The sequence below is a fragment of the Metabacillus endolithicus genome (genome assembly GCF_023078335.1).
GTDB classification, from domain to species: domain Bacteria; phylum Bacillota; class Bacilli; order Bacillales; family Bacillaceae; genus Metabacillus; species Metabacillus endolithicus.
Genome location: NZ_CP095550.1, coordinates 422303 through 446451 on the forward strand (window position 1 = coordinate 422303; position 24149 = coordinate 446451).

26 protein-coding genes and 3 pseudogenes are annotated in these 24149 nt (G+C 35.5%); 3 read left to right on the forward strand and 26 right to left on the reverse strand.

Going from position 1 to position 24149, the window contains the following annotated elements; genetic code table 11:
* Window position 1: 1 nt before the first annotated feature.
* From MVE64_RS02330 to MVE64_RS02355, 6 genes are all read right to left on the reverse strand, one after another.
* The gene (locus tag MVE64_RS02330) at window positions 2-184 is read right to left on the reverse strand and encodes a DUF3231 family protein (protein ID WP_247343397.1); all 183 of its coding nucleotides are present in this window, start codon (window positions 182-184) and stop codon (window positions 2-4) included.
* Complete coding sequence (locus MVE64_RS02335; protein ID WP_247343400.1) at window positions 147-671, reverse strand: DUF3231 family protein; 525 nt, start codon at window positions 669-671, stop codon at window positions 147-149. The genes MVE64_RS02330 and MVE64_RS02335 overlap by 38 nt, the downstream gene beginning before the upstream one ends.
* A gap of 121 nt (window positions 672-792) precedes the next feature.
* Complete coding sequence (locus MVE64_RS02340) at window positions 793-1014, reverse strand: YozQ family protein (RefSeq protein ID WP_247343402.1); 222 nt, start codon at window positions 1012-1014, stop codon at window positions 793-795.
* Window positions 1015-1041: 27 nt separating this feature from the next.
* Complete coding sequence (locus tag MVE64_RS02345) at window positions 1042-1206, reverse strand: hypothetical protein (protein WP_162987381.1); 165 nt, start codon at window positions 1204-1206, stop codon at window positions 1042-1044.
* A gap of 202 nt (window positions 1207-1408) precedes the next feature.
* Window positions 1409-1702, reverse strand: a complete 294-nt coding sequence (locus MVE64_RS02350; protein ID WP_247343405.1) for a spore coat protein — start codon at window positions 1700-1702, stop codon at window positions 1409-1411.
* A 13-nt stretch (window positions 1703-1715) separates the two neighbouring features.
* The gene (locus MVE64_RS02355; RefSeq protein WP_231307631.1) at window positions 1716-1919 is read right to left on the reverse strand and encodes a hypothetical protein; all 204 of its coding nucleotides are present in this window, start codon (window positions 1917-1919) and stop codon (window positions 1716-1718) included.
* Between the two features lie 156 nt (window positions 1920-2075).
* On the opposite strand from MVE64_RS02355, the gene MVE64_RS02360 reads away from it, so the two are divergent.
* On the forward strand, window positions 2076-2516 hold the full coding sequence (locus MVE64_RS02360; protein WP_247343407.1) for a DUF2512 family protein: 441 nt from the start codon (window positions 2076-2078) through the stop codon (window positions 2514-2516).
* A gap of 115 nt (window positions 2517-2631) precedes the next feature.
* On the opposite strand, the gene MVE64_RS02365 is transcribed toward MVE64_RS02360, so the two are convergent.
* Window positions 2632-2850 (reverse strand): spore germination protein, encoded by a 219-nt coding sequence (locus MVE64_RS02365; RefSeq protein WP_098799622.1) that lies wholly within the window; start codon window positions 2848-2850, stop codon window positions 2632-2634.
* A 176-nt stretch (window positions 2851-3026) separates the two neighbouring features.
* Between MVE64_RS02365 and MVE64_RS02370 the strand changes: the two genes are divergently transcribed.
* The gene (locus MVE64_RS02370; protein WP_231307633.1) at window positions 3027-3248 is read left to right on the forward strand and encodes a hypothetical protein; all 222 of its coding nucleotides are present in this window, start codon (window positions 3027-3029) and stop codon (window positions 3246-3248) included.
* 103 nt (window positions 3249-3351) lie between these two features.
* On the opposite strand, the gene MVE64_RS02375 is transcribed toward MVE64_RS02370, so the two are convergent.
* From MVE64_RS02375 to gnd, 12 genes and pseudogenes are all read right to left on the reverse strand, one after another.
* On the reverse strand, window positions 3352-3480 hold the full coding sequence (locus MVE64_RS02375; protein ID WP_141549747.1) for a YjcZ family sporulation protein: 129 nt from the start codon (window positions 3478-3480) through the stop codon (window positions 3352-3354).
* A 121-nt stretch (window positions 3481-3601) separates the two neighbouring features.
* Complete coding sequence (locus tag MVE64_RS02380) at window positions 3602-3913, reverse strand: DUF3892 domain-containing protein (protein ID WP_247343409.1); 312 nt, start codon at window positions 3911-3913, stop codon at window positions 3602-3604.
* 54 nt (window positions 3914-3967) lie between these two features.
* Window positions 3968-6002, reverse strand: a pseudogene (locus tag MVE64_RS02385) (molybdopterin-containing oxidoreductase family protein).
* Window positions 6003-6074: 72 nt separating this feature from the next.
* The gene (locus MVE64_RS02390; protein ID WP_247343412.1) at window positions 6075-6644 is read right to left on the reverse strand and encodes a histidine phosphatase family protein; all 570 of its coding nucleotides are present in this window, start codon (window positions 6642-6644) and stop codon (window positions 6075-6077) included.
* 3 nt (window positions 6645-6647) lie between these two features.
* Window positions 6648-7073 (reverse strand): 3-hydroxyacyl-ACP dehydratase FabZ, encoded by a 426-nt coding sequence (gene fabZ / locus MVE64_RS02395; RefSeq protein ID WP_098799617.1) that lies wholly within the window; start codon window positions 7071-7073, stop codon window positions 6648-6650.
* Between the two features lie 106 nt (window positions 7074-7179).
* Window positions 7180-7593 carry a GNAT family N-acetyltransferase gene (locus MVE64_RS02400; protein WP_098799616.1) on the reverse strand — a complete coding sequence of 138 codons (414 nt, stop codon included), beginning with the start codon at window positions 7591-7593 and terminating at the stop codon, window positions 7180-7182.
* A 138-nt stretch (window positions 7594-7731) separates the two neighbouring features.
* Window positions 7732-7944 (reverse strand): hypothetical protein, encoded by a 213-nt coding sequence (locus tag MVE64_RS02405; protein ID WP_098799582.1) that lies wholly within the window; start codon window positions 7942-7944, stop codon window positions 7732-7734.
* Window positions 7945-8049: 105 nt separating this feature from the next.
* Window positions 8050-8580, reverse strand: a complete 531-nt coding sequence (locus tag MVE64_RS02410; RefSeq protein ID WP_247343415.1) for an SDR family NAD(P)-dependent oxidoreductase — start codon at window positions 8578-8580, stop codon at window positions 8050-8052.
* A 27-nt stretch (window positions 8581-8607) separates the two neighbouring features.
* Window positions 8608-9438 carry a sugar phosphate isomerase/epimerase family protein gene (locus tag MVE64_RS02415; RefSeq protein WP_247343417.1) on the reverse strand — a complete coding sequence of 277 codons (831 nt, stop codon included), beginning with the start codon at window positions 9436-9438 and terminating at the stop codon, window positions 8608-8610.
* A 117-nt stretch (window positions 9439-9555) separates the two neighbouring features.
* Window positions 9556-11094 carry a gluconokinase gene (gene gntK / locus MVE64_RS02420; RefSeq protein WP_247346935.1) on the reverse strand — a complete coding sequence of 513 codons (1539 nt, stop codon included), beginning with the start codon at window positions 11092-11094 and terminating at the stop codon, window positions 9556-9558.
* Between the two features lie 54 nt (window positions 11095-11148).
* Entirely contained in the window at window positions 11149-12492 is a 1344-nt protein-coding gene (locus MVE64_RS02425) for a GntP family permease (protein WP_098799578.1), read from the reverse strand.
* Between the two features lie 94 nt (window positions 12493-12586).
* A complete protein-coding gene (gene gnd / locus MVE64_RS02430; RefSeq protein WP_247343420.1) occupies window positions 12587-13483 on the reverse strand; it encodes a phosphogluconate dehydrogenase (NAD(+)-dependent, decarboxylating) in 897 nt (298 codons plus the stop codon).
* Between the two features lie 150 nt (window positions 13484-13633).
* Here gnd and MVE64_RS02435 point away from each other — a divergent pair, with 150 nt between their 5' ends.
* The gene (locus MVE64_RS02435; RefSeq protein ID WP_247343423.1) at window positions 13634-14488 is read left to right on the forward strand and encodes a MurR/RpiR family transcriptional regulator; all 855 of its coding nucleotides are present in this window, start codon (window positions 13634-13636) and stop codon (window positions 14486-14488) included.
* A gap of 54 nt (window positions 14489-14542) precedes the next feature.
* Here the strand turns inward: MVE64_RS02435 and MVE64_RS02440 are convergent, their stop codons facing one another.
* The 7 genes and pseudogenes from MVE64_RS02440 to MVE64_RS02470 form a co-directional block, all read right to left on the reverse strand.
* Window positions 14543-16543 carry a methyl-accepting chemotaxis protein gene (locus tag MVE64_RS02440; protein WP_247343426.1) on the reverse strand — a complete coding sequence of 667 codons (2001 nt, stop codon included), beginning with the start codon at window positions 16541-16543 and terminating at the stop codon, window positions 14543-14545.
* Window positions 16544-16731: 188 nt separating this feature from the next.
* A complete protein-coding gene (pepF, locus tag MVE64_RS02445) occupies window positions 16732-18519 on the reverse strand; it encodes an oligoendopeptidase F (RefSeq protein WP_247343429.1) in 1788 nt (595 codons plus the stop codon).
* Between the two features lie 70 nt (window positions 18520-18589).
* Window positions 18590-19051, reverse strand: coding sequence for a DUF3052 domain-containing protein (locus tag MVE64_RS02450; RefSeq protein ID WP_247343432.1), 462 nt, complete (start codon window positions 19049-19051; stop codon window positions 18590-18592).
* A gap of 205 nt (window positions 19052-19256) precedes the next feature.
* A pseudogene (locus tag MVE64_RS02455) lies at window positions 19257-20038 on the reverse strand (enoyl-CoA hydratase).
* Between the two features lie 14 nt (window positions 20039-20052).
* Complete coding sequence (locus tag MVE64_RS02460; protein WP_247343433.1) at window positions 20053-21393, reverse strand: acetyl-CoA carboxylase biotin carboxylase subunit; 1341 nt, start codon at window positions 21391-21393, stop codon at window positions 20053-20055.
* Between the two features lie 25 nt (window positions 21394-21418).
* Window positions 21419-22558, reverse strand: a complete 1140-nt coding sequence (locus MVE64_RS02465) for an acyl-CoA dehydrogenase family protein (protein ID WP_247343436.1) — start codon at window positions 22556-22558, stop codon at window positions 21419-21421.
* Window positions 22559-22603: 45 nt separating this feature from the next.
* Window positions 22604-24146, reverse strand: a pseudogene (locus tag MVE64_RS02470) (acyl-CoA carboxylase subunit beta).
* Window positions 24147-24149 lie beyond the last annotated feature (3 nt).

The following is a 24149-nucleotide window of genomic DNA, read 5'->3' on the forward strand; positions in this document are numbered from 1 at the left end:
GCTATTTTTTTCCTTCTCTCATATAGCTTCGAACATCTTCAGTTCGAGCAACCTGTCCAAATGCTGTAACTAAAGTTCCTCCAAGGAAGTTTGTTTGTAAATTTGCATAAAAATTTGTAATCTCCATCGCTGTTAAAGGTCTTTGCTCACCAATCCAACCTGCTAAAAAAGCGTTGCTTTTCAACCATGTCTACCTCTTTTAAGTAAGGTATGTAAGGTGTTCTCACTTGCAGCCCTTTAGACAACATAATGTTTGTTGTATCATTGAATAATTCCATTGTCGAGGAGATGCATGACATAAAGTGTTCTCTTATATCATTTCGAAAAGTATGTGGAAGTAAGGCACTATAAGTAACAAGAGCTCCCTTTGCCATTTGTTTTGTATAAAAAAGGAAAAATTCATCTGTAAACAATTTTGGTGCTTTTATATCAACATCTTTTTCAGTAAATCCTTCAGGAATAGCATGTTTCTCTTCTGTAAAAATCTTTGTCACGACTGAAACATGTTGTTGAGCCAAATCTAAAGCATGCTCTAAAACAGATTTAATTTCCTTGTCTTCAACATGTGCTAAAAAATATTTATACACACAGATAAACATGCTATCTGATACATAATTAGTCCAAAGCCCACCAATCTCAGAAGCTGTTAAACGAACATGATGTGACTCCATTCTAATAACCTCCGTTTTTAATAACTATTTGTATTTTAACCAGCCATGTAAAAAGTATTTACTTTACGGAAAAACTGAATATGTAAAAAGGTAAGCCGTAAAAAATGGCTCACCTTTGTTCTTATCGTGATTCTTTTTCGTAACCTTCTTTTTTCACTTCAACATCTTTACCATTTACATCATCAATAACAGGGTGTATCTCACCTTCCATAGATGCATCAGATGCTTGTTCATGTGTTGTCGCTATTCCAGCAGATAAAGTATCGGTTGCTTGATAGTCTTTCACATCATAAATCTTTCCTGCAAGATCTTTAGTGTTTTCGTTTGCTTTATTAACCGCCATTCCTATACACTCCTTTATTATAAATCTTTATGAACGATTTTCTTTTTTTGATATATCATGATTTGGATTTGTTTGATTTCCTGTTGATGCCTCGTACCCTACATTATAGGTAACGTCTTGTTGTTCTTGTAATGCTTGAGGCATTTTGTATTGATCTGCATCTTGTTGAAACTGTTTATTATTTTCTTTCATGATGATCTCCTTTTCCTCTTAACTCTATTAACATACACTTTAAGGACCTTCTGAATTCATTATGTCCAATGAAATAAAATCAATGTACAAAATTAAATTACCTAGTGTTCAGATTCATTTCAATGTTAAAATTGATGGCTTAAACAACAAAAAAAGAGCAGAAATGCTCTTTTTTCGTATATGTAAAGAAAACTTACTATGATTAAAACTGATCATCAGGATGTAAATTATTTTGCATATATTCCTGAACATTCTTAATTTGATCTACAGTAGCAAGTTCTGTTTTATACCACCCTTTTTCATCCATTAACTGATATAATTCATAATGATTTTTTGAAGCATTATCAAAGCACTGAGTATAGATGTCCCGAAGTTCCTTATGAGTGGTTTCCAACATCGTGCTTCCTAAGCTTCGACATCTTCCTTTTTCTAGCTCCAAACAAAGTTGTACCATTTCACGATCTGTTAATCCTCGTCCTTCTATATTGTTAGGCATTGTAAAATCTCCTTTATTGCATCATTTTTGATTGATTAAAGTATTGTGATAAGTCTGCAACTTTTAGCTGATGCTGCTCTGCCATTTGCTCTAATGACTTTTTTAAGCTCTCATCTTCACAAAGAGAAGCACACCAGTTCATTGTTTTTGCTGTAATTTCTTCCGCTCTAATTTCATCTTCAATAAAAGATAATTCCTTCATTGTTAGCTGTTTCATTTTTAAGTCACTCCTACTTTAAAATCCTTCTCTTACGTTAGTATTTATCTTTATTTTATTATTATCCATAATGATGTGAATTTGGATGCAATTTCTAACATAAGGGATATCAATAAAGAAGATATTAAGAGTGCAAAGATTGGAGGAAGAAAAAACGTGAACCATTTAAAAGCTCTGGCGATAAAATCTGTTGTTTCTTTTCTTTTACTTTTTGTTGTGCTTGGCTTGTTATTTCAATATTCCCTTTCAGTTATATTAGGACTTACTCTAATTTTAGGCTTAGTTTCTTATATACTTGGAGATTTAATGCTTTTACCAAGAACATCAAACTTTACTGCAACAATTTCTGATTTTGCCATTGCAATGTTACTTACATGGTTTTACCTAGCGACGATCACAACCTATGCCACGAATGTATTTATCGCATCACTTATCACAGCAATTGGTGTTGCGTTATTTGAGAGCGTCTTCCATCGATATATGAGAAAAAACGTTTTACACGAAAAAGAAAGCCATGTGAATATAGGAAATTTACGTTACACTACTGAAGTATCGGAAGAAATTTCTCCAGATTATCATAAAATAAAGGAAGATTAAACCTAATCAAAATGATTAGGTTTTTACTTATTTTACAGGCAACACAAATTTCAGTTCTGCATATAATAAAATGAAGGATGATTTAAGGGGATTTATTAAAAATCTGGTACCTACTTTAATTATTACCAAGTAAATTTTGATCTAAAACTTCAGGATCAACACCATTTGTTATGCTCTGACCATTCATAACTAATTGATAGTCCCCAACTCCCCCACCACCTGATCCTGTTATGGCTTTGTCGATGCTTTTGGGAGAAATGCTATATGAATCACCAAAATTAATCACTCCACCACTAACACTATCAATTTTTAAATTTTTAATAAAACACGGCATTTAGCTAGCCCCCCTTTCGTTAGAGCTTTTACGCTATTGTATGGAATTTATGTATATTGTTGTGGACACGTCCCTACTCAATGAAAAGATAGACAAAGTTTTTCATACATGAAATGGGTACTTTATACAAAGCATAAGATGAAGCAAATTTCTTCGTAATAATGGAGGGTATATCATTGAGAAATGTACGTTACTTAATACAAGATGAATTTCAAGCAAACCAAGTTGCAGATGATCTCAAAGTACAACTTAACATAAACAGGATGGAAACGATTTCAATCACAAGTGTAGAAAGTCGCAATGAGGTAATTGTCCAAATTCCTGAAGCAAATGAATCAGTAGAAGAGGTTTTATCAGGCTTTATGAGGGGTTATCAAAAAGGAATGATTCTTGAATAAGAGAAAACTTGGCTTATTGACAAGCCCCTTTGAAGAAAACCTAATTTTCCTTATACTTAGCAAAATAATAAAAAAGGTTGCCAGGGCAACCTTTTTCTACTTCTTAGCACCAAGCTGCTCCTACAATGATAAGAAGAATAAATAAAACAACAATCAACACAAAAGGATTTACTCCTGCTGAAGCAACTGGAGCATATCCATATCCACATCCGTAATTACAACCATAGCCCATGTTATTTCCTCCTTTTCATATGCTAAAACATATCTTTTGTGATAATGTTTTATTTATAAATATGTTAGGAGGCTTACTTTTGTAATAGATATATACCTATATAAGGGATATTTGTTTAACTTTAGAATTCCGGTAAAGAATCTAAGTTATTACTTTTATCACCATCCGGCTCACTACGAAGAATGTCACGCCCATATTTATGAAATACATCAACATGTGCTAACCTACCATCTCTTGCCTCAGAAAGTGCTTGCATATAGTCTAACTGTCTACCAGATTCTGTTTGAAATGCGATTAAATCTCCATCATCGTTTTTTCTTACAGCAATGATTTTCTCTTGATTCGTCTTCATATCAGTTGATATTTCAGCATTAATTTCATCTTGATCTGCTTTACTTTTGTATTGATTAAACACTTCTTCAAAACGATCCATCACATAATCACCTCATGTTTCTTATTTCCAGTTGAAGTGATTTTATTCTTTCTTCTACATCTTTTCTACTTTCACACGACCTGAAAAGAACACAGCCCCTCCCCCATATCAGCAATACGATCTGGAGTTAACGCATTTACTAAATGATTTTTACCATTCAAATCAGACCATAACCCCTGGCTTACAACAACACCCGGTAAAACTTGTTCACCAACTGAAGCAGTTAATTCACACTCACCTCGCTGATTCCAAATTCGGACAGTATCACCATCATTTATACCAAGTCTTGTTGCATCAAGAGAATTGATGAAAAGCTTTGGTGTTTTCTCAAGCTTCATATGCTTATCTTGATGAGAAAATGTAGAGTTTAAGAAATTATGATTTGGTCCTGGTACGAATAAAAATGGAAAATCACTTTCCTGTAAAATCGGGATATAAGTAGGTAAAGGTGGATAACCTTCTTCCTTCATTTGCTGAGAAAATAATTCGATTTTTCCTGAAGGTGTTTTTAAGTTATCTAACAATTGACTATTTCTATTTGCTTTTAAATACCTTTTTTCTTTAGCTTTTCATAGGTTACATGCTGTAAAAAAGGATTGTTTGTTTGAATTAACGATTGTTTAATTAATTGCTCATCATTGTCTTTAAATTCTCGTTCTTCAAATTCCATCGCTTCAGCAAGCATTCGAAAAACATCTGTATTTGATTTACTTTCACCAAAAGGATGGATAACTGGCTCATGTAAATGTATGTAATGATGCCAATAGGACGTATAAAAATCAATGTTCTCAAAGGCAGAAGTTGCTGGTAAAACGATATCAGCATACATGGCAGTTTCTGTTATAAACAACTCATGAACTACCGTAAACAAATCTTCTCTTTCTAAGCCCTTCCTTACTTTATTCGCATCTGGTGCAACAACCGCTGGATTAGTGCCGTATACAAACAATGATTGAATAGGAGTATTCAATTCTAAAAGTTCTTTTCCTAATGAATTCATATTAATCGTTCTCGTATTTTGCTTTAATAAATCAGGTCGTTGTAATGCATCTGTGTTAAAAGCTAGAAATGCTGAATTTCCTTTAAGTGCACCTCCACCTTTTACATTCCATTGACCTGTTAAAGCAGGTAAGCATGAAATCGTACGAACAATCATTCCACCATTATCATGATGCTGCAGGCCATTTCCAATTCGAATCATCGATGGAGAGGTTTCCCCATACATACGGCCTAATGAATAAATATCTTCTTTAGGAACTCCTGTAATACTTGAAACAAGTTGAGGTTCATATTGTTGGACATGTTCCTCTAGTTCATTAAAACCAATCGTATATTGTTCTAAAAAAGGACGATCCACTAGATTTTCTTTATAAAGAATATGCATAATTCCTAGTGCAAGTGCTCCATCAGTTCCTGGTAATATAGGAATAAACCAATCTGCCATTTTCCCCGTTTGATTTTTATGAACATCAATCACAATGATTTTAGCACCATTTTTTCTTGCTTTTTGAGCAATCATCATTTGGTGCATATTCGTACTAACTGCATTGATTCCCCACATAATAAATAACTTAGTATCTGTCATCTCTTCAGGATCTGTTCCATAGCTCCCGCCCATTGTATAGCGATATCCCTTTGAGCCAGCTACTGAACATATTGTTCTATCAAGTTGACTTGCACCGAGTCGATTGAAAAAACGTCGATCCATTCCTTCTGAATTAATTCTTCCCATATTTCCGTAAAAACTATATGGTAAAATTGATTCAGCTCCTGCGTCAGAAATAATATTCTTCCACCTGGAAGCAATCGTATCAATTGCTTCCTTCCAGGTGATGGTCTCGAAACGCCCCTCTCCTTTTTTCCCTACGCGTTTAAGAGGAGATTGAAGTCTTTTAACATCATAGATTCTCTCTCCCATATGGCGAACTTTATTACAAATCGCTCCTTTTGTTACCGGATGGTTCGGATCTCCTTCAATTTTCCTGATTCGACCATCTTTTTTATGAAGAAGCAATCCGCACTGATCAGGGCAATCAAGTGAGCAAACAGAAGGCACGATCCCATTTTCTATGTTTTTATAAGTCTCCATATCTTCTATCCTTTCAGTTATACAAAATTGTTATATTGAGTATAACAGAATTTTCTGAAACGATTAGATAGATTACAAATGATTTGTAAAAGTGGTGGTACCCCAATGCTTAGAGGTTATCTTTGTTTCTCTTTTCCAGCCTTTGTTTTGAAGCTCTTTCGCAATTAATCGATTAAAAAAGCCATGTCCTACTAAAACAACATTATTATGTATAGATGTAAGTTCGATCATTTTATTGGTTGCAACTTCTGTTCGTTCCTTGGCACTGTTATAGGATTCGCAGTTAGAAGAATAGCCACTAAACCACAAAATTCTGAACAAAACAGCCCATGTATCTGCAGGTAATTTAATGCTTGAGAAACTTTTAGTTGTTACAGGTAATTCTATTTCACGAAAAAGACTACTAGATATTGTTTTTACACTTTTTCTTAAAAGGGATGCTGAATCAATCGATCTTTTTAAATCACTTGTGATAACAAGATTTGCTTCGTTTATTTTTTTTAATGCTTCATTCGGAAAACAGGATTCTTCAACCACACCAAGTGAATCATACTGGATCACCCAATCTGAAAATTCTCGGAATGTAATCCTTTTTTTACCATCTAACTGAGAGCGTCCATGCCTGATTAATGTTATCTCCATTGCTTACTTACCAAATGCAAAAATTAATTCTGTTTCACAAGCGACTTTCCCATCCACTGATGCAATTCCTCTTCCTTTTCCAATCGAACCTTTTACACGCGTAATTTCCACTTCCAGCTTCAATTGATCTCCTGGTTTTACTTGATGTTTGAACCGGCAGTTATCAATTCCGGCTAATAGCCCCAACCGGCCTTCGTTTCCTTCTTTCGTTAACATGGCAACCGCACTCATTTGCGCTAATGCTTCTACTATTAATACACCCGGCATTACTGGATATTCAGGAAAATGCCCCATGAAAAATGGTTCATTTCCTGTAACATTTTTCATTCCAACGGCACTCTTACCTTCTTCAATCTCTGTCACTTTATCTATCAATAAAAAAGGATAACGATGTTGTATGATCTCTTTTATTTTATTATTATCTACCATTTTATTCCTCCTTGAATTTGCTTGTAAACATTTTAACACTTGTTATTAGAACTTGGTACTAATACTTTATAAAAAAAACTCAGTGTTTCTTTATACACTGAGTTTTCTATATTATAAGTGACATTCCAGGAGCATCTAGCTCTCTTTCTTCAAATCCTAATTTTTTATAAAACTGCTGCTTTCCTTTTGCAGAAAAAAGCTGAACAGATTGTATACCAGAGTCTTTACATTTTTGTAAAAGTGCTTCAATTATTTTTTTACCTAAACCTTGTTTTTGATAAGAAGGATCAACCATAACATCACAAATTAATGCTTGATAAACACCATCAGAGATCATTCTTCCAAATGCAATTAGTTGGTCTTGGTCATAAATGGATATGTGATACCAGCTATTCTCAGCTGCTTGATATAATTGTTCCCTCGTATACGTACCTTTTTTACTTTTTATTAATCCACTCGCTTCATGCAAAGAAACGAATTGTTCAAAGGAAGGAAGTTGATCGGAAAATTGATGGCTCATTCTATTCACCTTCTATATTCATTGTATCGTTATGTAACTATACATATATTTATACAATAACTTGAATAAAAATTCAACTAAAAACAAAAAAATTTTATTTACAAAAAAAGACGAGTTTCCCCGTCTATTTGATGTTTTTTATTTATCGTCTTCTTTGTAATCATCTCGGTCTTCTTCAACATCTACAACTGGTCTTCTTCCCCAGAACATACCCCAAGGATCTCTTCTTCTTTCATAACGATCATCATCTCTGTAGTCATCATGTTTGTCACGATCTTCTACCACTTTTACTTCCTTCGCGTGGATAACTAATGTATCAACCTTAATCACTTGTTCTTTTCTTTTAGACATTTTCCCCACTCCTTTACCCCTATAGTCGTTATATTTTATTCAATAAAGGAGTAAGCGTTATAGGCATTTATTTCATTTTCCTTACATATTTGAATATAGTAGTCATTAACTTAACATTCCTACAACATGAACGTTTTTCTTATTATTGATTGTTTTTATAATACCGTTGCAAATTTCTTCATGTGTCAACCATCGTTTTTCATCGTCTTGCATCATATACCCCAATTTCACTTGACTATAAAAACAGTGATTAGGAATTGTCAGTTCTGTCTTTATTTTATCTAAGTTCGAGCGACTGCCAAGTACATGGACAAATCTAGATGATTCAGATGTACTCGGTATTCCGTTTATAATTGATTGAATGGCATGCTCAGCATATGAATGAACCCAAGCTACAATTAAATGAATGGTATTGTTTTCTTGGATGATTTCATCTATTTTCTTATTCAAGCTTTGCTCATTTGAATAGTCAATAAATACAGGTATAAGATTTTTGTTGTCATTTGATTTTTTTAATAAATTGTTCATTTTCTCAGTACTTCTTCCGACTACATATACAAGATAGCCAGTTTCAGCTAATAGAATTGAAACGTCTGTTAACATTCCAGAACCACCTATAACCAAAGCACACTTCAAGCCAATCCCTCCGGCACTAACAAACAGTTAGTCACAATATTTTTCAGCTATCATCTTGACTTCATTTATTCCATCCCATAAATTACCTGGACCATCATAAACTAACGTAATCGGACCATTGTAATCACTGTTTGCTACAATTTGTAATGATTTTTCAAATTCTCCTTTATCTATTAAACCATTATGATCATAATTCGCTTTTGCATGTATAGATTCTGCAAAAGGAACTAAAGCTTGAATCGAGTCAAATTTAACTCCTTGTTCAAAGTTTCCAAAATCGACTGTTAATCCTAATTTCTTATTGAATGAGCTAATGAGTTTCTCACAATTTTCTTTAGTTGATGTAAGCGATTTAAAATTTTCCGTTACAACGCGAACACCTTTTGGCTCAGCGTAATCAATTAATTGTTGAAAACTATCCATTGACCGTTCTAATGCTGCTGTATCACTCGGGTTTGCTTCTCCACCAATTACCCGAATACTTTTTGCTTCTACCTTCTCAGCGATATCAATCCATTTTTTTATAAATTTTATGTCTGATTTTCTTCGCTCATCATCTGGAGAACTAATATCACCATAATCCAATAATAAGCAATGAAAGGTTATTCCTGATTTTTTAAAAGCATTTCTCATTTCTACGAGGTATTCATTTTCGGTATTTTGAAAGTGAAAATGGCAAACTTCTAGTGATTTAAGGCCCTGTTTTTCCAATATAGATGGTAATCCCACTAATTTAGTATTTTCCGGTTGTTGCTCTATACGTGTTTTATGTGTTTTCTCCACATCATCCCAGTATGTCCAGCGCAATGGACCAAGCTCTCGATGAAGACTCCAGGTTGTTAGAGATAAATGAGACATAAAAAAACCTCCTACTTGTTTTTAATTGATATTCCACACAACTTTCATTTTTTCCTCTATTAAATAGACTAAAAGGCGTGTAAAGGTTATTCATTCTTTACACGCCATACAGTTTTATTAAAATTTATTTTGATACTCACTAATTGCGTTATATTCCTTTTCAAGTAATCTCGGTAAGCGAATGAAGATTGGCATGAGTTCGCGATAAGCAGCCGTTGCTTCTTTATTCGGCTGATGTGAATGAAGTGATCCCACCATCTTTTCCACTTCACTTAAGGACTCAATTTCTCCAAGTCCATATTTTCCTAACACAATTGCACCTAAACATGAGCTCTCAAAACTTTCTGGAATTGTAACTTCTTGGTCAAAAACATCAGCTAGCATTTGTCGCCAAAACACTGACCGAGCAAACCCTCCTGTTGCTTGTACACGAGTCGGAGTTCCGATTAATTCCTCAAGAGCAAGCAGAACACTGTATAAATTCATCATAATACCTTCTAGGACTGCACGAATCATATGTTCTTTTTTATGATGCAAGCCTAAACCAAAGAATGAACCACGTGCATTTGCATTCCAAAGAGGAGCTCGCTCTCCTGCCATATACGGATGAAAAATTAATCCATTTGATCCAGGAGCAACTGTAGCCGCAATTTCAGTTAACACATCATAAGGATCCTTTCCTAGCCTTTTAGCTGTTTCAACCTCTGCGTTTGCTAATTCATCTCTCACCCATCGAAAAATCATGCCACCATTATTCACAGGTCCACCAATTACCCAGTGCTTATCTGTTAGCGCATAGCAGAAGATCCTTCCTTTTGGATCTGTTACAGGGCGATCTGTTACAGCACGAATAGCCCCACTTGTTCCAATTGTTACTGCTACAACACCAGGCTCAATGGCATTCACTCCAAGATTGGAAAGTACCCCGTCACTTGCTCCCACAATAAATGGTGTATCAACAGGTAAACCTGTGAATTTTGCAAATTCCGGATCTAAGCCTTTAATACTTTCTGTTGTACTTAATGGCTTTGATAACTGTTCTCTTTTTACACCAACAATCTCAAGAGCTTCATCATCCCAATCCAGCTTTTCAAGGTTAAACATCCCGGTTGCAGAAGCAATTGAATAATCTATCACATATTCACCAAATAATCGATAAAAAACATACTCTTTAATTGAAATGAATTTGTTACCTTGATTAAAATACTCTTTATGTTCAGTATTTAACCAAAACAGTTTAACTAAGGGTGACATTGGGTGAATCGGTGTACCTGTACGTAAGTATATTTCATGTCCATTATGTTCTTGTTTTAATTTATCAGCATATTCTGCACTGCGGTTATCAGCCCATGTAATTGACTTTGTTATCGGTTGTCCTTCTCCATCAACAACAATTAAACTATGCATGGCAGAACTAAAGGATACAAAGCGAACTTGCTCACCTGAAACATTTGCTTCTACCAAACTGTTTTTCATAACTGTAAGAACTGCTTGAAAAATCTCTTCTGGATCTTGTTCAGCTGTTGCTGGTGTTGGTGTATAAAGTGGATACTCAACACCAAATCGACTAACAGCTTTTCCTTCTTCATTAAAAAGTACAGCTTTAGTACTTGTTGTACCAATATCAACGCCCATCATATACTTACCCATAGCAATATCCTCCTAAATGAGAGAAAAGGGAAAACCGGTATGGTCGTCCCTTATCCTTTATTATCCAATAAATACTCCTAAAATTAACGCTACTGTTACACCCACTAAACCAATTAATGTTTCCATTACCGTCCAAGATTTTAATGTGTCTTTTACGCTAATACCAAAATAACGTCCTACTAACCAGAAACCTGAATCGTTTACATGTGATAGTACAGTTGCACCAGATGCAATCGCGATAACAAGTAATCCAAGTACAGGTCCTTGTAATCCTAAGATTTCGATAAGTGGAGCCATTAATCCTGCTGCAGTAACCATTGAAACGGTTGCAGAACCTTGTGCAACACGAACTGCTGCTGCAATTAAAAACGCTAACAAAATTGGTGGTAGAGCAGATCCTGCCATCATATCACCAAGAACTTGACCTACACCGGAATCAATTAAGATTTGCTTAAATACCCCACCAGCACCTGTTACTAAAATGATAATACCCGCTGGTTCTAATGCCTTTGTCGCAATATCTTGTACTTCTTGACGAGAATATCCACGTTTTGTTCCTAAGAAGACAAAAGTTAAGATCGTTGCAATTGTTAATGCTACGAAAGGATGTCCCAGGAATGTAAGAATCGAACGTACAATATTTCCTTCTTCTAATAATACTCCTGAAACCGTATTCAGTAAAATCAAAACTAGTGGAATCATAATTAATGAAGCAATTAATTTAAAGCTAGGTAACTCTTTGTCATACTCAATTTCTTCTAAGTTCATATAATCTGGAACAACAACATGTAATTTTTTCGAAATATATTTTGCGAAAAGTGGTCCAGCAATGATCATCGCAGGAATACCTGCAATTGTACCGAATAAGATAACCCAACCTAGATCAGCACCGATTAAGTCAGCAACAGCAATAGGACCTGGTGTTGGAGGAATAAAGCTATGTGTTACAGCTAATCCTGCTAACAATGGAATACCATAGTATAATAATGATTTTCCTGTTTTCTTTGCTAAACCATAAACGATTGGTACTAAGATGATAAATCCAACATCAAAGAATACCGGGATCGCTACAAGGAAACCTGTTACACCTAACGCCCACTGTGATTTATCTTCACCAAATTTTTTAACAAGCGTTTGTGCTAAACGCTCAGCACCACCTGAAACTTCAAGCATTTGACCAAACATTGCACCTAAACCAACAACAACTGCTACGAATCCAAGGGTTCCACCCATACCGTTTTGCATTGAGGTCACAACTTCATTTAAAGGCATTCCTGCTAAAATACCTACAATTAAACTGACTAATAATAACGCAACGAATGCGTGTAATTTGGTACGAATAACTAAAAATAACAAAAGAAAAATTCCGGCTAATGCCACTAAAATTAACATTTGATCTGACATCTAGAACACTACCTTCCTTACTTGATTTGGGGTAAGAAGAAAGCGCTGTTTTTAAAACGCTATCTTCTTAGTCTTCCTAATTTTCGAAAAAAATTTATTTTTTCTCTACAGCATGTCCGCCAAATTCGTTACGAAGTGCTGCGACAACTTTACCTGTAAACGTATCATCTTCAAGCGAACGATATCTCATCATCAATGCCATCGTAATAACAGGTGCAGCAGTTTGAAGATCAAGTGCCGTTTCAACCGTCCACTTTCCTTCACCAGATGAATGCATGATTCCTTTAATTCCTTCGAGCTTTTCATCTTTAGAAAATGCATTTTCCGTTAACTCCATTAACCAAGAACGGATAACAGATCCATTGTTCCAAACTCTTGCGACTTTTTCGTAATCATAGTCAAATGGACTTTTCTCAAGAAGATCAAATCCTTCCGCAATCGCTTGCATCATCCCGTATTCTATTCCGTTATGAACCATTTTCAGAAAATGACCACTACCTGCTTTTCCAGAATAAAGGTAACCGTTCTCAACTGTTATGTCTTTGAAAACCGGTTCAATTTCTTTAAAAACCTCTTCATTTCCACCTATCATTGTGCAAGCTCCATTACGAGCACCATCTACACCACCACTTGTTCCACAATCAAAGAAATAAATTCCGTTCGTTTCACACTCTTCATTTCTTCTTAATGAATCTTTGTAGTGGGCATTACCACCATCTATAATTCGATCTCCCTCTTCTAAATATGGAAGCAATTGTTCAAAAACAGATTGTGTTGCCTCTCCAGCTGGGACCATCATCCAAACGGTTCTTGGTTTTGATAGTTTACTAACCAACTCTTGAATTGAATTTGCTGTTTGTACTCCCATTGAGGAAATTTTTTTCATAGATTCTTCATTAACATCAAAGGCTACAACATCATACTCTTTATCTACTAAATTAAGAGATAACTGATATCCCATCTTTCCTAAGCCTATCATTCCTATTTGCATGTGTATTTCTCCTAACTGTTTACGGAATAAATTTTCTTGATATCTTTATTATATGAAAAAAAATTCTTTTTGCAAGCGATTCCAGAAAAATATTTTTTCTTTTTGTGAAATTTAGTATAATAAAAGAAAGCCTATCAGGAGGGAAGATTTATGAAAAAAACTCAGGAGCCTTGTTTGGTCACGATTCGCAAGCTCTATCCAAAGTTCAGTGTTACAGAAAGAAAGATTGCCGATTATATTTTAAAAAACCCAAATAAAATTATTCATTCTTCCATTAATCAATTAGCAGAAGATTTAGAGGTTGCCGATTCAACTGTTTTCCGTTTTTGTAAACGACTTGGGTATAAAGGGTATCAAGCAATGAAAATTGCCCTTGCATCCGAAGTTGTCTCGCCTATTCAGGATATTCATGAAAAAGTTACGGAGGGTGACACGGTTGATACAGTGGCTTCAAAAGTATTTCGATCAAATATAAAGACGATTGAAGATTCATTATCTGTGTTAAATGAGGAACATTTACAAGCAGCTGTTGATTGCATGATTAGTGCAAATTCGATTGAATTTTTTGGGAGCGGCGGTTCAAGCATTATCGCCCTTGATGCCTATCACAAACTGGTGCGAACAGGCTTAAAGGTTCACTCTGTTATTGATACACACTTCCAGCTAATGGCAGCATCGCAAATGACGGAAAAAGACTGCGCCGTTTTTATTTCTCATTCAGGTTCTTCGAAAGATATTCTTCATATCTTGAATGTAGTAAAATCCACGGGAGCGAAAATGATCGCAATTACCAATTATGCGAAGTCTCCGTTAAGTGCAGCCGTTGATATTCCTCTCTATACAGTGTCTGAGGAAACCGAATATCGATCAGAAGCTTTATCATCTCGAATCGCACAACTAACGCTAATTGATGTTCTTTATGTGAATATTTTATTAAAACGTGGCAATGAAGGAAAAGAAGCATTAAAGAAAATGCGTGAGGCTATTCTTGTGAAGAGGATTTAACAGAAGCTATTAACACAAAAAACACCTCCCAGAGAAGAGGTGTTTTTGTGTTTTTTAAACTTTAAACTTACTGATCATTTCTCTCAGGTTTACTGCCATTTCACTCAATGATTGAGCAGATGTAGCAATCTCCTCCATAGATCCTAATTGTTCTTCTGATGAAGAAGCAACTTCCTGTGTACTTGCTGTTGTTTCTTTAGTAATATTTGATATCTCACCGAAAGAAACTGCAGCCTCAGCCGTAACAACTGAAATTTCTTGAGCAGTAGCTGCCATTTGATCTATTTGTTCTGAAACAAGTTTCGTTGATTCTATAATTTCGAAAAAATTTCCTTGTGTTCTATTTGCTAGCTCTAATCCATCATTAACGTCTTGTGTCACCTGACCCATTCCTTTAAGTGAGCTAATCATTTCGTATTGTATGGATGAAATTAGTTGGCGAATTTGATCAGAAGATTTTTTCGATTCTTCAGCTAACTTTCTCACCTCATCTGCAACAACTGCAAATCCTTTCCCCTGTTCACCTGCACGAGCCGCTTCAATCGCTGCATTTAATGCTAATAAATTGGTTTGATCAGCAATACCTGTTATGACTTCAACGATATTTCCAATTTGTTTTGAGCGCTCGTCAAGTGATTTAATCATTTCATTTGATGTTTGAACAGATGATTGAATCGACTTCATTTGTTCTACAGTTTGTTTTACAGACTCTCCACCTGTTTGAGCTTTATCAATAGTGCTTTGTGACGTTTCTGAAATGGATGAAGATGAAATAGCAATTTGAGAAATTCCCATTGCCATCGTTTCTAATGCTTTTTCACTGTGAGAAACTTTTTCACTCTGAGAATCCGCTCCGCTTGCTACTTCCTGGATAGCAGTTGTTATATACTCTGTTGTCGTCTTAGATTCCTCTGCACTGGCAGTTAACTCTTCAGAATGAGCAGCAACAAGCTCTGAGCTCTGATTTACCTCTTGTATAAGTTCTTTTAAATTTCCTGACATTGTATTAATACTACTTGTTAATATTCCTATTTCATCTTTTGTTCTAACCTCTATATTTTCTCCCGTTAAATCACCTTCTGCAATTTTCTTAATGTGACGAGTAACATTTGTAAGAGGTTTACTTATTGAATTAGAAACGAATATAGCTAATAACACAATTAGGATAAATGAAATTCCAAAGATTAAAAAGGTCATATTTTTAATATGGTTTGTTGCTGAAAGGACTAGTTCAATTGGTGTTTTAAAATATAATACATAACCAGAAATTTCAATTGGTGTATATGCAATTACATATTCCTTTCCTTCATCTTCTACGATTGAATATCCGGATTCTGTTTTTCCTTTTTTAATTAATTGCTGAACATCTTGTGAAATTGACGTTTCTTCAACAGCTTTTCCAACCCAGTCTTTTGTTGGGTGTACTTGTAAAATACCTTCGTTGTCTACCAAGTTCGGAATGATTGATTTTTCTATATTACTCCCTACAAACTCTTGAATAACAAGCTCAAAATTTACCGAAGCTGACAAAACTCCAAGAATCTCACCTTTTTCATCTTTAACAGGAGTTGCGAGAACTAAAATTCTGTTACCGGTTGCTTTTGACGTCAATACATTGGAAATATTACTCTCGCCCTTTAAACCTTGCTTGAAATACTCGCGATCTGCAAGATTCATCACACCAATATTTTCTTCCGTTGTATGAGCTCTAACAATTCCTTCTTTATCCGTGAAAACGACAGTTTCATAAGCTTCTGATTGGTCTTTTATTTTTTTTATAAAGCTTAACTGTCGTTTTGGATTTAGAGAGCTCATTGTATCTGTTTTTGAGGCTAGCTGTATCTCACTCATTCTTTTGTCTAGCCATTGTTCTATACTGTTTGAAGTACTTTTTGCTAAATCTCTTAGCCCTACTTCCTCTTTCTTTATTAATTCCTTACTGTTAAGTGAGTAAATAATGGCAGATGCAGTTCCTAATGGGACTAGTCCAATTAGTAAGAAAATAATAATGAGCTTTGTTCTTATCTTTTTGATCGAAAAAATAGATTTTTTCATATTTGACTTCCCCCTTAAATAAATATACATTAGTATCTTTATTTATAGGTCTATCGGATAAAAAAGAAAAGTCGATTTTTGTTACTTTTTAGGATTAGTTAGGTATATATACCTAATAATATCATTTAAAAATTACTAAAGCATAAAAAACAGAGAAGACAAACCATCATTGTCTTCTCTGTTTTGAATTATAATGAAGAAAATTCCTCAACAAGTTCCTTGAATTTCTTTAATGAGTTTTCAATCGGATATGGTGCAGTTAAATCCACACCGGTACTTTTTAATAATTCCAATGGATAATCAGCACTTCCACTTTTTAAAAATTCCAAGTAAGAATGTAATGTTTTTTCATCACCTTCTAAAATTTTTGTAGCAAGGTGAATAGCTGAAGCAAAGCCTGTCGCGTATTTATACACATAAAAAGGACGGTAGAAATGAGGAATTCTTGACCAGCCGTATTTTACCTCTTCATCAAAAACAACTTCATCTCCGTAATATTCACGGAACAACCCCTCATATGTTGTATTAAAAACTTCTACATTAAGTGGCATTCCCTTCTCTGCCATTTCATGTGTTTTCATTTCAAATTCTGCAAACATGACTTGTGTAAAAAATGTTCCTTTAAATTGATCAATAAAATGATTAACCAAATGCTTTCGTACATCTGCATTTTCTTCTTTATCTAAAAGGTAGTTAATTAAAAGCACTTCGTTAACAGTAGAAGCAACTTCTGCAACAAATATGCTGTAGCGCGCTGTGATTTGTGGTTGATGTAACGAGCTTAACTTGCTATGAACACCATGACCGCATTCATGAACCAAAGTAAACAAACTGTCCAAATTGTCTTGATGGTTTAAAAGAATATACGGATGAACGCCATAAACTCCAAGGTTATATGCACCCGATCGCTTACCTGGTGTTTCCCTCACATCAAGATATCGGTTTTCCTTAAATTCCCTTAGTGTTTTGATGTAATCTTCGCCTAATGGTGAAAGAGCTTCACACATGATCTCATATGCCTTGTCATATGTTATTTCTTGCTTTACACCACTTACTAATGGAACGCTTAAATCATATTGTCTAAGTTCATCAAGTTGTAATTTTTGCTTACGAAGCTTAGAGTATTGATGCAAAGATGAGATATTTTGCTTCGTTGTTTCAATTAAATTCTCATATACTTCTCTAGGAACATTATCACCAAATAATGCTTTCTCTAAGGCAGAAGGGTAATTTCGTAACTTTGCCATTGTGACGTTGTTTTTAATAGCAGATGACAAAGTCGAAGCGATCGAATTTTTGAGTTGCAGATATGGTTTATAATATGCTTTGTATGCTTCTTTACGTTTTTCTCGATTTTCATCCTCGATTATTTTTGCATACATGCCTCTTGTTAATTCAACTTTTTCACCATCATCGCTTGTTACTTCTCCAAACTTGATATCAGCATTGTTCATCATGCCAAATGTGTGACTTGGTGAAGATAGAGCTTCACCAAGCTTTGAAATCACTTCTTCTTGCTCTTTACTTAATACATGCTTTTTGTAACGGAATGATTCCCATAAGTCTTCCTCGAAATACTCAAGCTTTTGTTCTGATGTTATGTATTCTTTTAATGTTTCTTCCTTTAAGCTCAAAAGAAATGGCATAAAAAAAGAAGTTGATGAGCCAGCTTTTATACTTAGTTGTTTAGCACGTTCTAAAAGCGATTGTGAACTTGTTTCTCGTGTATCTTCATCCACATTTAACATTGCATACGCATAAAGCTTGTTAAAGGTAAAAGACATTTCTTCCTTTTTCTTTAAAAATGAGTAAAGTGATGGGCCGTCATGAATATTTCCGTCAAAACTCTTTAATTCTTCTACTTTTTCATTAATTGTATTATAGTCTTTCTCCCAATCTTTCAGGTCTGAATAAAGGTCATCTAAATTCCATTTTTCCTCAATCGGAACATCTTTTCTGGAAGTGTATGTTGTCATGAAATCTCCCCTTTCTAAAAGGTGCCTTTACTACTATATTCTACGTCTGTTGTTTTTACCCTTTTCATTATTAAATTTGCTCAGTACGCTGCTTTCCTTCGTCAGTTACAGCAAATTTACGCGACATCTTTTTTATCTTTTCAACTTTACGGAACCGTAAAGCTGACCAATCCTCATCTATGGCTATTTGCCGAACCGGTTCATATCCCTCCGCAGCTAATAATCCACCAACTGTTTCACGGCTGCAGTCAGAACCCTTATATGTTTTTGATGATTTTTTAGGGTAACAAATCCAAAATAAACCATCTTCCTTAATAGCTTGTACTGCTACTTGAGCAAGAGACTTCAATTGATCATTTGCTGTACCGAAAATCTGTACAAAATCATACTCATCGCTTTTAGCTTCGTTATGAACGTCTCCTGTAAAGGATGAAATAACTTCATTGTAGGAATTAGGGTGATTCATTATCAGCACTGGTTGTCCACTATCTTTAAATTGTAGTTTCTTCAGTATTGGATTACTTTCTACCATGTGGTGTCACTCCATTCTAAATTTACATTATCCTATATATATCACTTTCCTCAAATGAAACGCAATGCGAAAATAAACTGACTATTAACAAAGTTTATAGAAGTTCCATTTCACCAACTGTTACGTTAAAAAACTGTATAGTTTACATAATAATATTATCTAATTAATTAAAAAACAGGACATCAAACATTGTCCTGTTTTCCTCTTATTCTCCTATATAATGCGGTTTTCGCTTTTCTTTAAATGCCTTTAACCCTTCTAATCGATCCTTTGTTGGGATGGTCATTTCATATGCTGCTCTCTCAATACTTAGCCTGTTGTTAGGTTAACATGATACCCTTCATTAATCGCTTTTTTCGCTTGCGTAATAGCAATTGGAGCGTTCTGAGCAATTTCCCTGGCAATCTCAATTGCCTTCCTTCCTACATTCTCAGGCTCTTCAACATATTCTACTAAGCCTATTTGGAGCGCTTCTTCTGCGGCTATTTTTCTAGCAGTGAAAATTAATTCCTTTGCTTTTCCTTTTCCTATTAACTGAGGCAATCTTTGCGTTCCCCCTGCACCAGGAATGATTCCAAGTGATGTTTCCGTTAATCCAAGTTTAGCAGTTCGGGAAGCAACTCGAATATCACACGCTAAAGCAAGCTCCAACCCTCCACCAAATGCAGCTCCATTAATTGCCGCAATCACGGGCTGAGGCAAAGTTTCTAGTTTATTTATTGTCTCTCTAATCAAAGATACTGTTTTTTTTACTGAAATAGCATCCATTTCTGAACGTTCCTTTAAATCAGCTCCTGCACAGAACACTTTTCCCCCAGATCCTGTTATCACAATACATCTAATGCTTTGTTCATATTTAGCAAGCTCAAAAGCTTCTTGAAGTTCTTTTAACATAGTAATAGACAATGCATTTGCTGCTTTAGGGCGATTTAATTCAATCTTTAAAATACCTTCATTTATAACTGTTATGATTGCTTTGTTATTCATCAATACATCTTCTCCTACCGACCGAAGTATTTTGCCAGAAAATTAGTTGTTGTATCACCAGATTGAAATGCACTATGTTCAACAATCTCTCTAAGAATAGGAATATTTGTTTTAATACCTCCAACGTGGTATTCAGATAATGCAAGTTGAAGTTTTTTGATCGCATCCTCACGATCTTTTCCCTTAACTATTAACTTTGCAATCATCGGATCGTAGTAAGGAGTAACAATTGATTGCTCATGTACCCCGAGCTCATGCCTAATTTTATCTACTTCTGGTAAGGAAAGAGAAGTAATAGTCCCAGGTGAAGGATAAAAGGTTTTCGGATCTTCCGCATAGATTCGAACTTCAATGGAATGTCCATTTAGAGGTATTTGTTCTTGAGAAAAACGCAACAATTCTCCTGCTGCCAACCGCAGCTGTTCTTCGACTAGATCAATTCCGGTAATTTCTTCTGTTACAGGATGCTCGACCTGTAACCTTGTATTCATTTCAAGAAAATAGAAGCTTTTGTTTTCATCTACTAAAAACTCAATTGTTCCTGCATTTTGATAGCCTATTGCCTTTGCTGCTTGAACAGCTGTTTCCCCTATATTTTTTCTTAAGTCATAATCTACAAAAGCTGATGGAGCTTCTTCTACGATTTTTTGATGTCTTCTTTGTATCGAACATTCCCTTTCCCATAGATACACAGTATTTCCTTTGCTATCTGCTAAAAGTTGTATTTCAATATGTCTCGGGTTTTCGATGTACTTTTCTAAATACATCTCTCCGTTGCCGAAAAATGCAATGGCTCTTTTTTGATTTCCTTCAAAAGCCTTTACCATTTCTTCATCATTTCTAACAATCTGCATTCCTATTCCACCGCCACCAGAAGAGGCCTTTAACATGATTGGATAACCAATTTCTTTTGCAACCTTAACTGCTTGTTCTGAATTTGATAAAGAAGTTAAAATACCAGGAACAACAGGTACTCCGGCTTGCTTCATTATTTTACGTGCTTCAATTTTACTTCCCATGCTAGCAATTACCTGCGGAGACGGTCCAACAAAAACAAGTCCCTCTTCTTCACATTTTCTAGCAAACTCTGGATTTTCAGATAATAGTCCGTAGCCTGGATGAACAGCTTCAGCACCTACCTCTTTTGCAATTTCAATAATAGTATCGATCTTTAAATAACTGTCTGCCACACGTGGCCCACCTACCAGATATGCTTCATCAGCAAATCGTCTGTGTGGAGCGTCCTGATCTGCCTCAGAATAGATAGCAACTGTTCTAATACCTAATGATTTGCATGTTCTCATAATTCGAACCGCAATTTCTCCTCGATTTGCAACAAGTATCTTTTTGAACAAATGAAGTACACCTCCATTTTTATCATTAGCATCCAATTTGCTTTGCGATAACCATTCGTTGAACCTCTGATGTCCCTTCACCAATTTCTAATAATTTTGCATCACGGAAAAACCGCTCTACTTGGTATTCCTTCATGTAGCCATAACCACCATGAATTTGAATCGCCTGATCACATACTTTCATACAAATTTCGGAAGAAAATAACTTTGCCATGGCCGCTTCGGTTTTAAATCCTCTTCCTTTGTCTTTAAGCCATGCAGCTTTGTACACCATATTACGAGCAACCTCGATATTCATTGCCATATCAGCCAATTTAAATTGTATTGCCTGAAATTTTGATAAGTTTTTTCCAAACTGAGTACGATTTTTTGCATATTGAAGGGCTTTTTCATAAGCACCCTGTGCAATACCAACTGCCATTGCACCAATTCCGATTCTTCCTCCATCAAGTGTAGCCAAAAATTGTTTATATCCGTTTCCTTCCACACCAAGAAGATTTTCCTTTGGAATCGTAACTTCTTCTAGTATTAATTCTGTTGTGTTTGATGCATGTAACCCCATTTTTTCGTAATTAGCTATTACCGTAAATCCTTCAGAGTCTGTTGGGACAAGAAAGGCACTAATACCATTTATCCCTTTTGTTCGGTCTGTTACAGCTGTGATGGCCAAATTTTTTGCATAGCTTGCATTTGTAATAAAGCATTTTGAACCAGAAAGCTGCCACTCATTTTCCTTTAAAATGGCTGTGGTCTGAGTGCCTGCTGCATCAGAGCCTGCGTTTGGCTCCGTTAAGCCAAAGGCACCTAAGTACTCACCTTTACATAATGGTGTGAGATAGTCTTCTTTCTGCTGTTCTGTTCCAAACATAAATATTGGGGCAGCACCTAACGAAATATGCGCAGAATACGTTATACCTGTTGAAGCACATACTCTACTCAACTCCTCAACAACAATGGCAAAGCTAATTGTGTCGGCATCACCACCACCATATTGCTCAGGAAACGGTAAACCCATCATCCCTAATTTTGCTAACTGTTGAAAAATCTTCTCCGGAAATTCCCCCGAACGATCTCTTTCATCTGCTTCCGGGGCCACTTGTTCTTCAGCAAACTCATGAATCATGTGACGAATCATCTCTTGCTCTTTCGATAAGTCAAAATTCATTTTTTCTTCAATCCCCTCTATTCTTGTGTTTTGAGCGATTGATGCTTATACGGGATAAACAGGATGCTTACGTGTTGAGAAAGTAACATACTTTGAACGATAAAGATCAAATCGTGTAATTAACTCATTTCTTAGTGAGTTGGCAGGAATAACTCCATCAATAATCATTTCAGAAGCCAACCGATAAATATCAATGTTTTCACGATATTCATCTCGCTTTTCCTGAATAAATTGTGACCTTTCTTCCTCAGGAAGCTCGGCAATTTTATTTGCATAAACAGCATTTACTGCCGCTTCAGGCCCCATAACAGCAATTGATGCAGTCGGAAGCGCTAGGCAACAATCTGGATCAAAAGCAGGACCTGCCATTGCATACAAACCTGCACCATATGCTTTACGAACGATAATCGATATTTTTGGAACTGTTGCCTCTGCCATAGCTGAAATCATTTTCGCTCCATGACGGATAATTCCGGCTCGTTCAACCTTTGTTCCAATCATAAAGCCAGGAATATCAGCTAAGAAAAGTAATGGAATATGAAAGGCATCACATAATGTAATAAATTTAGCCGCTTTATCAGCTGAATCATGAAATAAAACTCCGCCCTTTACACGCGGCTGATTGGCGATTATCCCAACCGGGTGACCATTCAATCGACAAAAGCCTGTAATAAGTTCTGGAGCAAACTTTTTCTTTATTTCAAAAAATGAATCAGCATCAATGATTCGTTCAATAAGATCGTACATATTAAAAGGTGCATTTTGGTTAGTAGGTATGATTTCTTCTAATGTTTTTTCAAAGGATTTTGGAGGTATCAAATCTAATTGTGGTGGTTTTTCTGTATAATTTGCTGGAAAAAATGAGAGATAATTGCACTAATTCGATGGCTTCTTCTTCAGATTTTGCTAGTATATCTCCACAGCCTGATGTTGTGCAATGCATTTTTGCTCCACCCATTTCCTCGAGGGAGACTTTTTCACCAATCACCATTTCTGCCATTCGTGGAGAGCCTAAGTACATGGAGGCATTTCCGTCCACCATAATTACAACATCACAAAAAGCTGGTATATAAGCTCCACCTGCTGCAGATGGTCCAAACAGAAGGCAAACTTGAGGAATTTTTCCGGACAGCTTTACTTGGTTATAAAAAATTCTTCCTGCTCCCCTTCGTCCAGGGAACATTTCCACTTGATCTGTAATCCTTGCTCCAGCTGAATCAACAAGATAAATCATCGGTACTTTTAATTTTTCAGCCGTTTCTTGAATTCTAATCATTTTCTCTACTGTTCTTGCTCCCCAAGAACCAGCTTTAATTGTGGAGTCATTTGCCAATACACAAACAGTCTGACCGTTTACTTTTCCCATTCCTGTTACAACACCATCTGCTGGTAATGTTTCATCTAAACAATTAGCAAACAGTCCGTCTTCTGTATCTAAACCTTGATCAAATAATAATGCTAGTCTGTCCCTAACAAACAATTTACCTTTTTCTTTATTTTTTTCATGATATTTATCTGGTCCACCCTTTTTTATTTTTTCAAGTCTTTCTTGTAAGGATTTTTCAAGTGTCACAGTTGCTCCCTCCATTTT

Bases quoted from the DNA above. Each gene is read 5' to 3' on its own strand.
- gnd (WP_247343420.1), bottom strand. From the start codon at position 13,483: ATGCAAATAGGAATGATAGGCTTAGGAAAGATGGGATATCAGTTATCT.
- MVE64_RS02375 (WP_141549747.1), bottom strand. From the start codon at position 3,480: ATGGGCTATGGTTGTAATTACGGATGTGGATATGGATATGCTCCAGTT.
- MVE64_RS02425 (WP_098799578.1), bottom strand. From the start codon at position 12,492: ATGTCAGATCAAATGTTAATTTTAGTGGCATTAGCCGGAATTTTTCTT.
- MVE64_RS02435 (WP_247343423.1), top strand. From the start codon at position 13,634: ATGAAAAAAACTCAGGAGCCTTGTTTGGTCACGATTCGCAAGCTCTAT.
- MVE64_RS02400 (WP_098799616.1), bottom strand. From the start codon at position 7,593: ATGAGCCATCAATTTTCCGATCAACTTCCTTCCTTTGAACAATTCGTT.
- MVE64_RS02365 (WP_098799622.1), bottom strand. From the start codon at position 2,850: ATGCCGTGTTTTATTAAAAATTTAAAAATTGATAGTGTTAGTGGTGGA.
- MVE64_RS02345 (WP_162987381.1), bottom strand. From the start codon at position 1,206: ATGAAAGAAAATAATAAACAGTTTCAACAAGATGCAGATCAATACAAA.
- MVE64_RS02440 (WP_247343426.1), bottom strand. From the start codon at position 16,543: ATGAAAAAATCTATTTTTTCGATCAAAAAGATAAGAACAAAGCTCATT.
- MVE64_RS02415 (WP_247343417.1), bottom strand. From the start codon at position 9,438: ATGTCTCATTTATCTCTAACAACCTGGAGTCTTCATCGAGAGCTTGGT.
- MVE64_RS02450 (WP_247343432.1), bottom strand. From the start codon at position 19,051: ATGGTAGAAAGTAATCCAATACTGAAGAAACTACAATTTAAAGATAGT.
- MVE64_RS02335 (WP_247343400.1), bottom strand. From the start codon at position 671: ATGGAGTCACATCATGTTCGTTTAACAGCTTCTGAGATTGGTGGGCTT.
- pepF (WP_247343429.1), bottom strand. From the start codon at position 18,519: ATGACAACATACACTTCCAGAAAAGATGTTCCGATTGAGGAAAAATGG.
- MVE64_RS02355 (WP_231307631.1), bottom strand. From the start codon at position 1,919: ATGAAACAGCTAACAATGAAGGAATTATCTTTTATTGAAGATGAAATT.
- fabZ (WP_098799617.1), bottom strand. From the start codon at position 7,073: ATGGTAGATAATAATAAAATAAAAGAGATCATACAACATCGTTATCCT.
- MVE64_RS02390 (WP_247343412.1), bottom strand. From the start codon at position 6,644: ATGGAGATAACATTAATCAGGCATGGACGCTCTCAGTTAGATGGTAAA.
- MVE64_RS02380 (WP_247343409.1), bottom strand. From the start codon at position 3,913: ATGGATCGTTTTGAAGAAGTGTTTAATCAATACAAAAGTAAAGCAGAT.
- MVE64_RS02340 (WP_247343402.1), bottom strand. From the start codon at position 1,014: ATGGCGGTTAATAAAGCAAACGAAAACACTAAAGATCTTGCAGGAAAG.
- MVE64_RS02465 (WP_247343436.1), bottom strand. From the start codon at position 22,558: ATGAATTTTGACTTATCGAAAGAGCAAGAGATGATTCGTCACATGATT.
- MVE64_RS02350 (WP_247343405.1), bottom strand. From the start codon at position 1,702: ATGCCTAACAATATAGAAGGACGAGGATTAACAGATCGTGAAATGGTA.
- MVE64_RS02405 (WP_098799582.1), bottom strand. From the start codon at position 7,944: ATGTCTAAAAGAAAAGAACAAGTGATTAAGGTTGATACATTAGTTATC.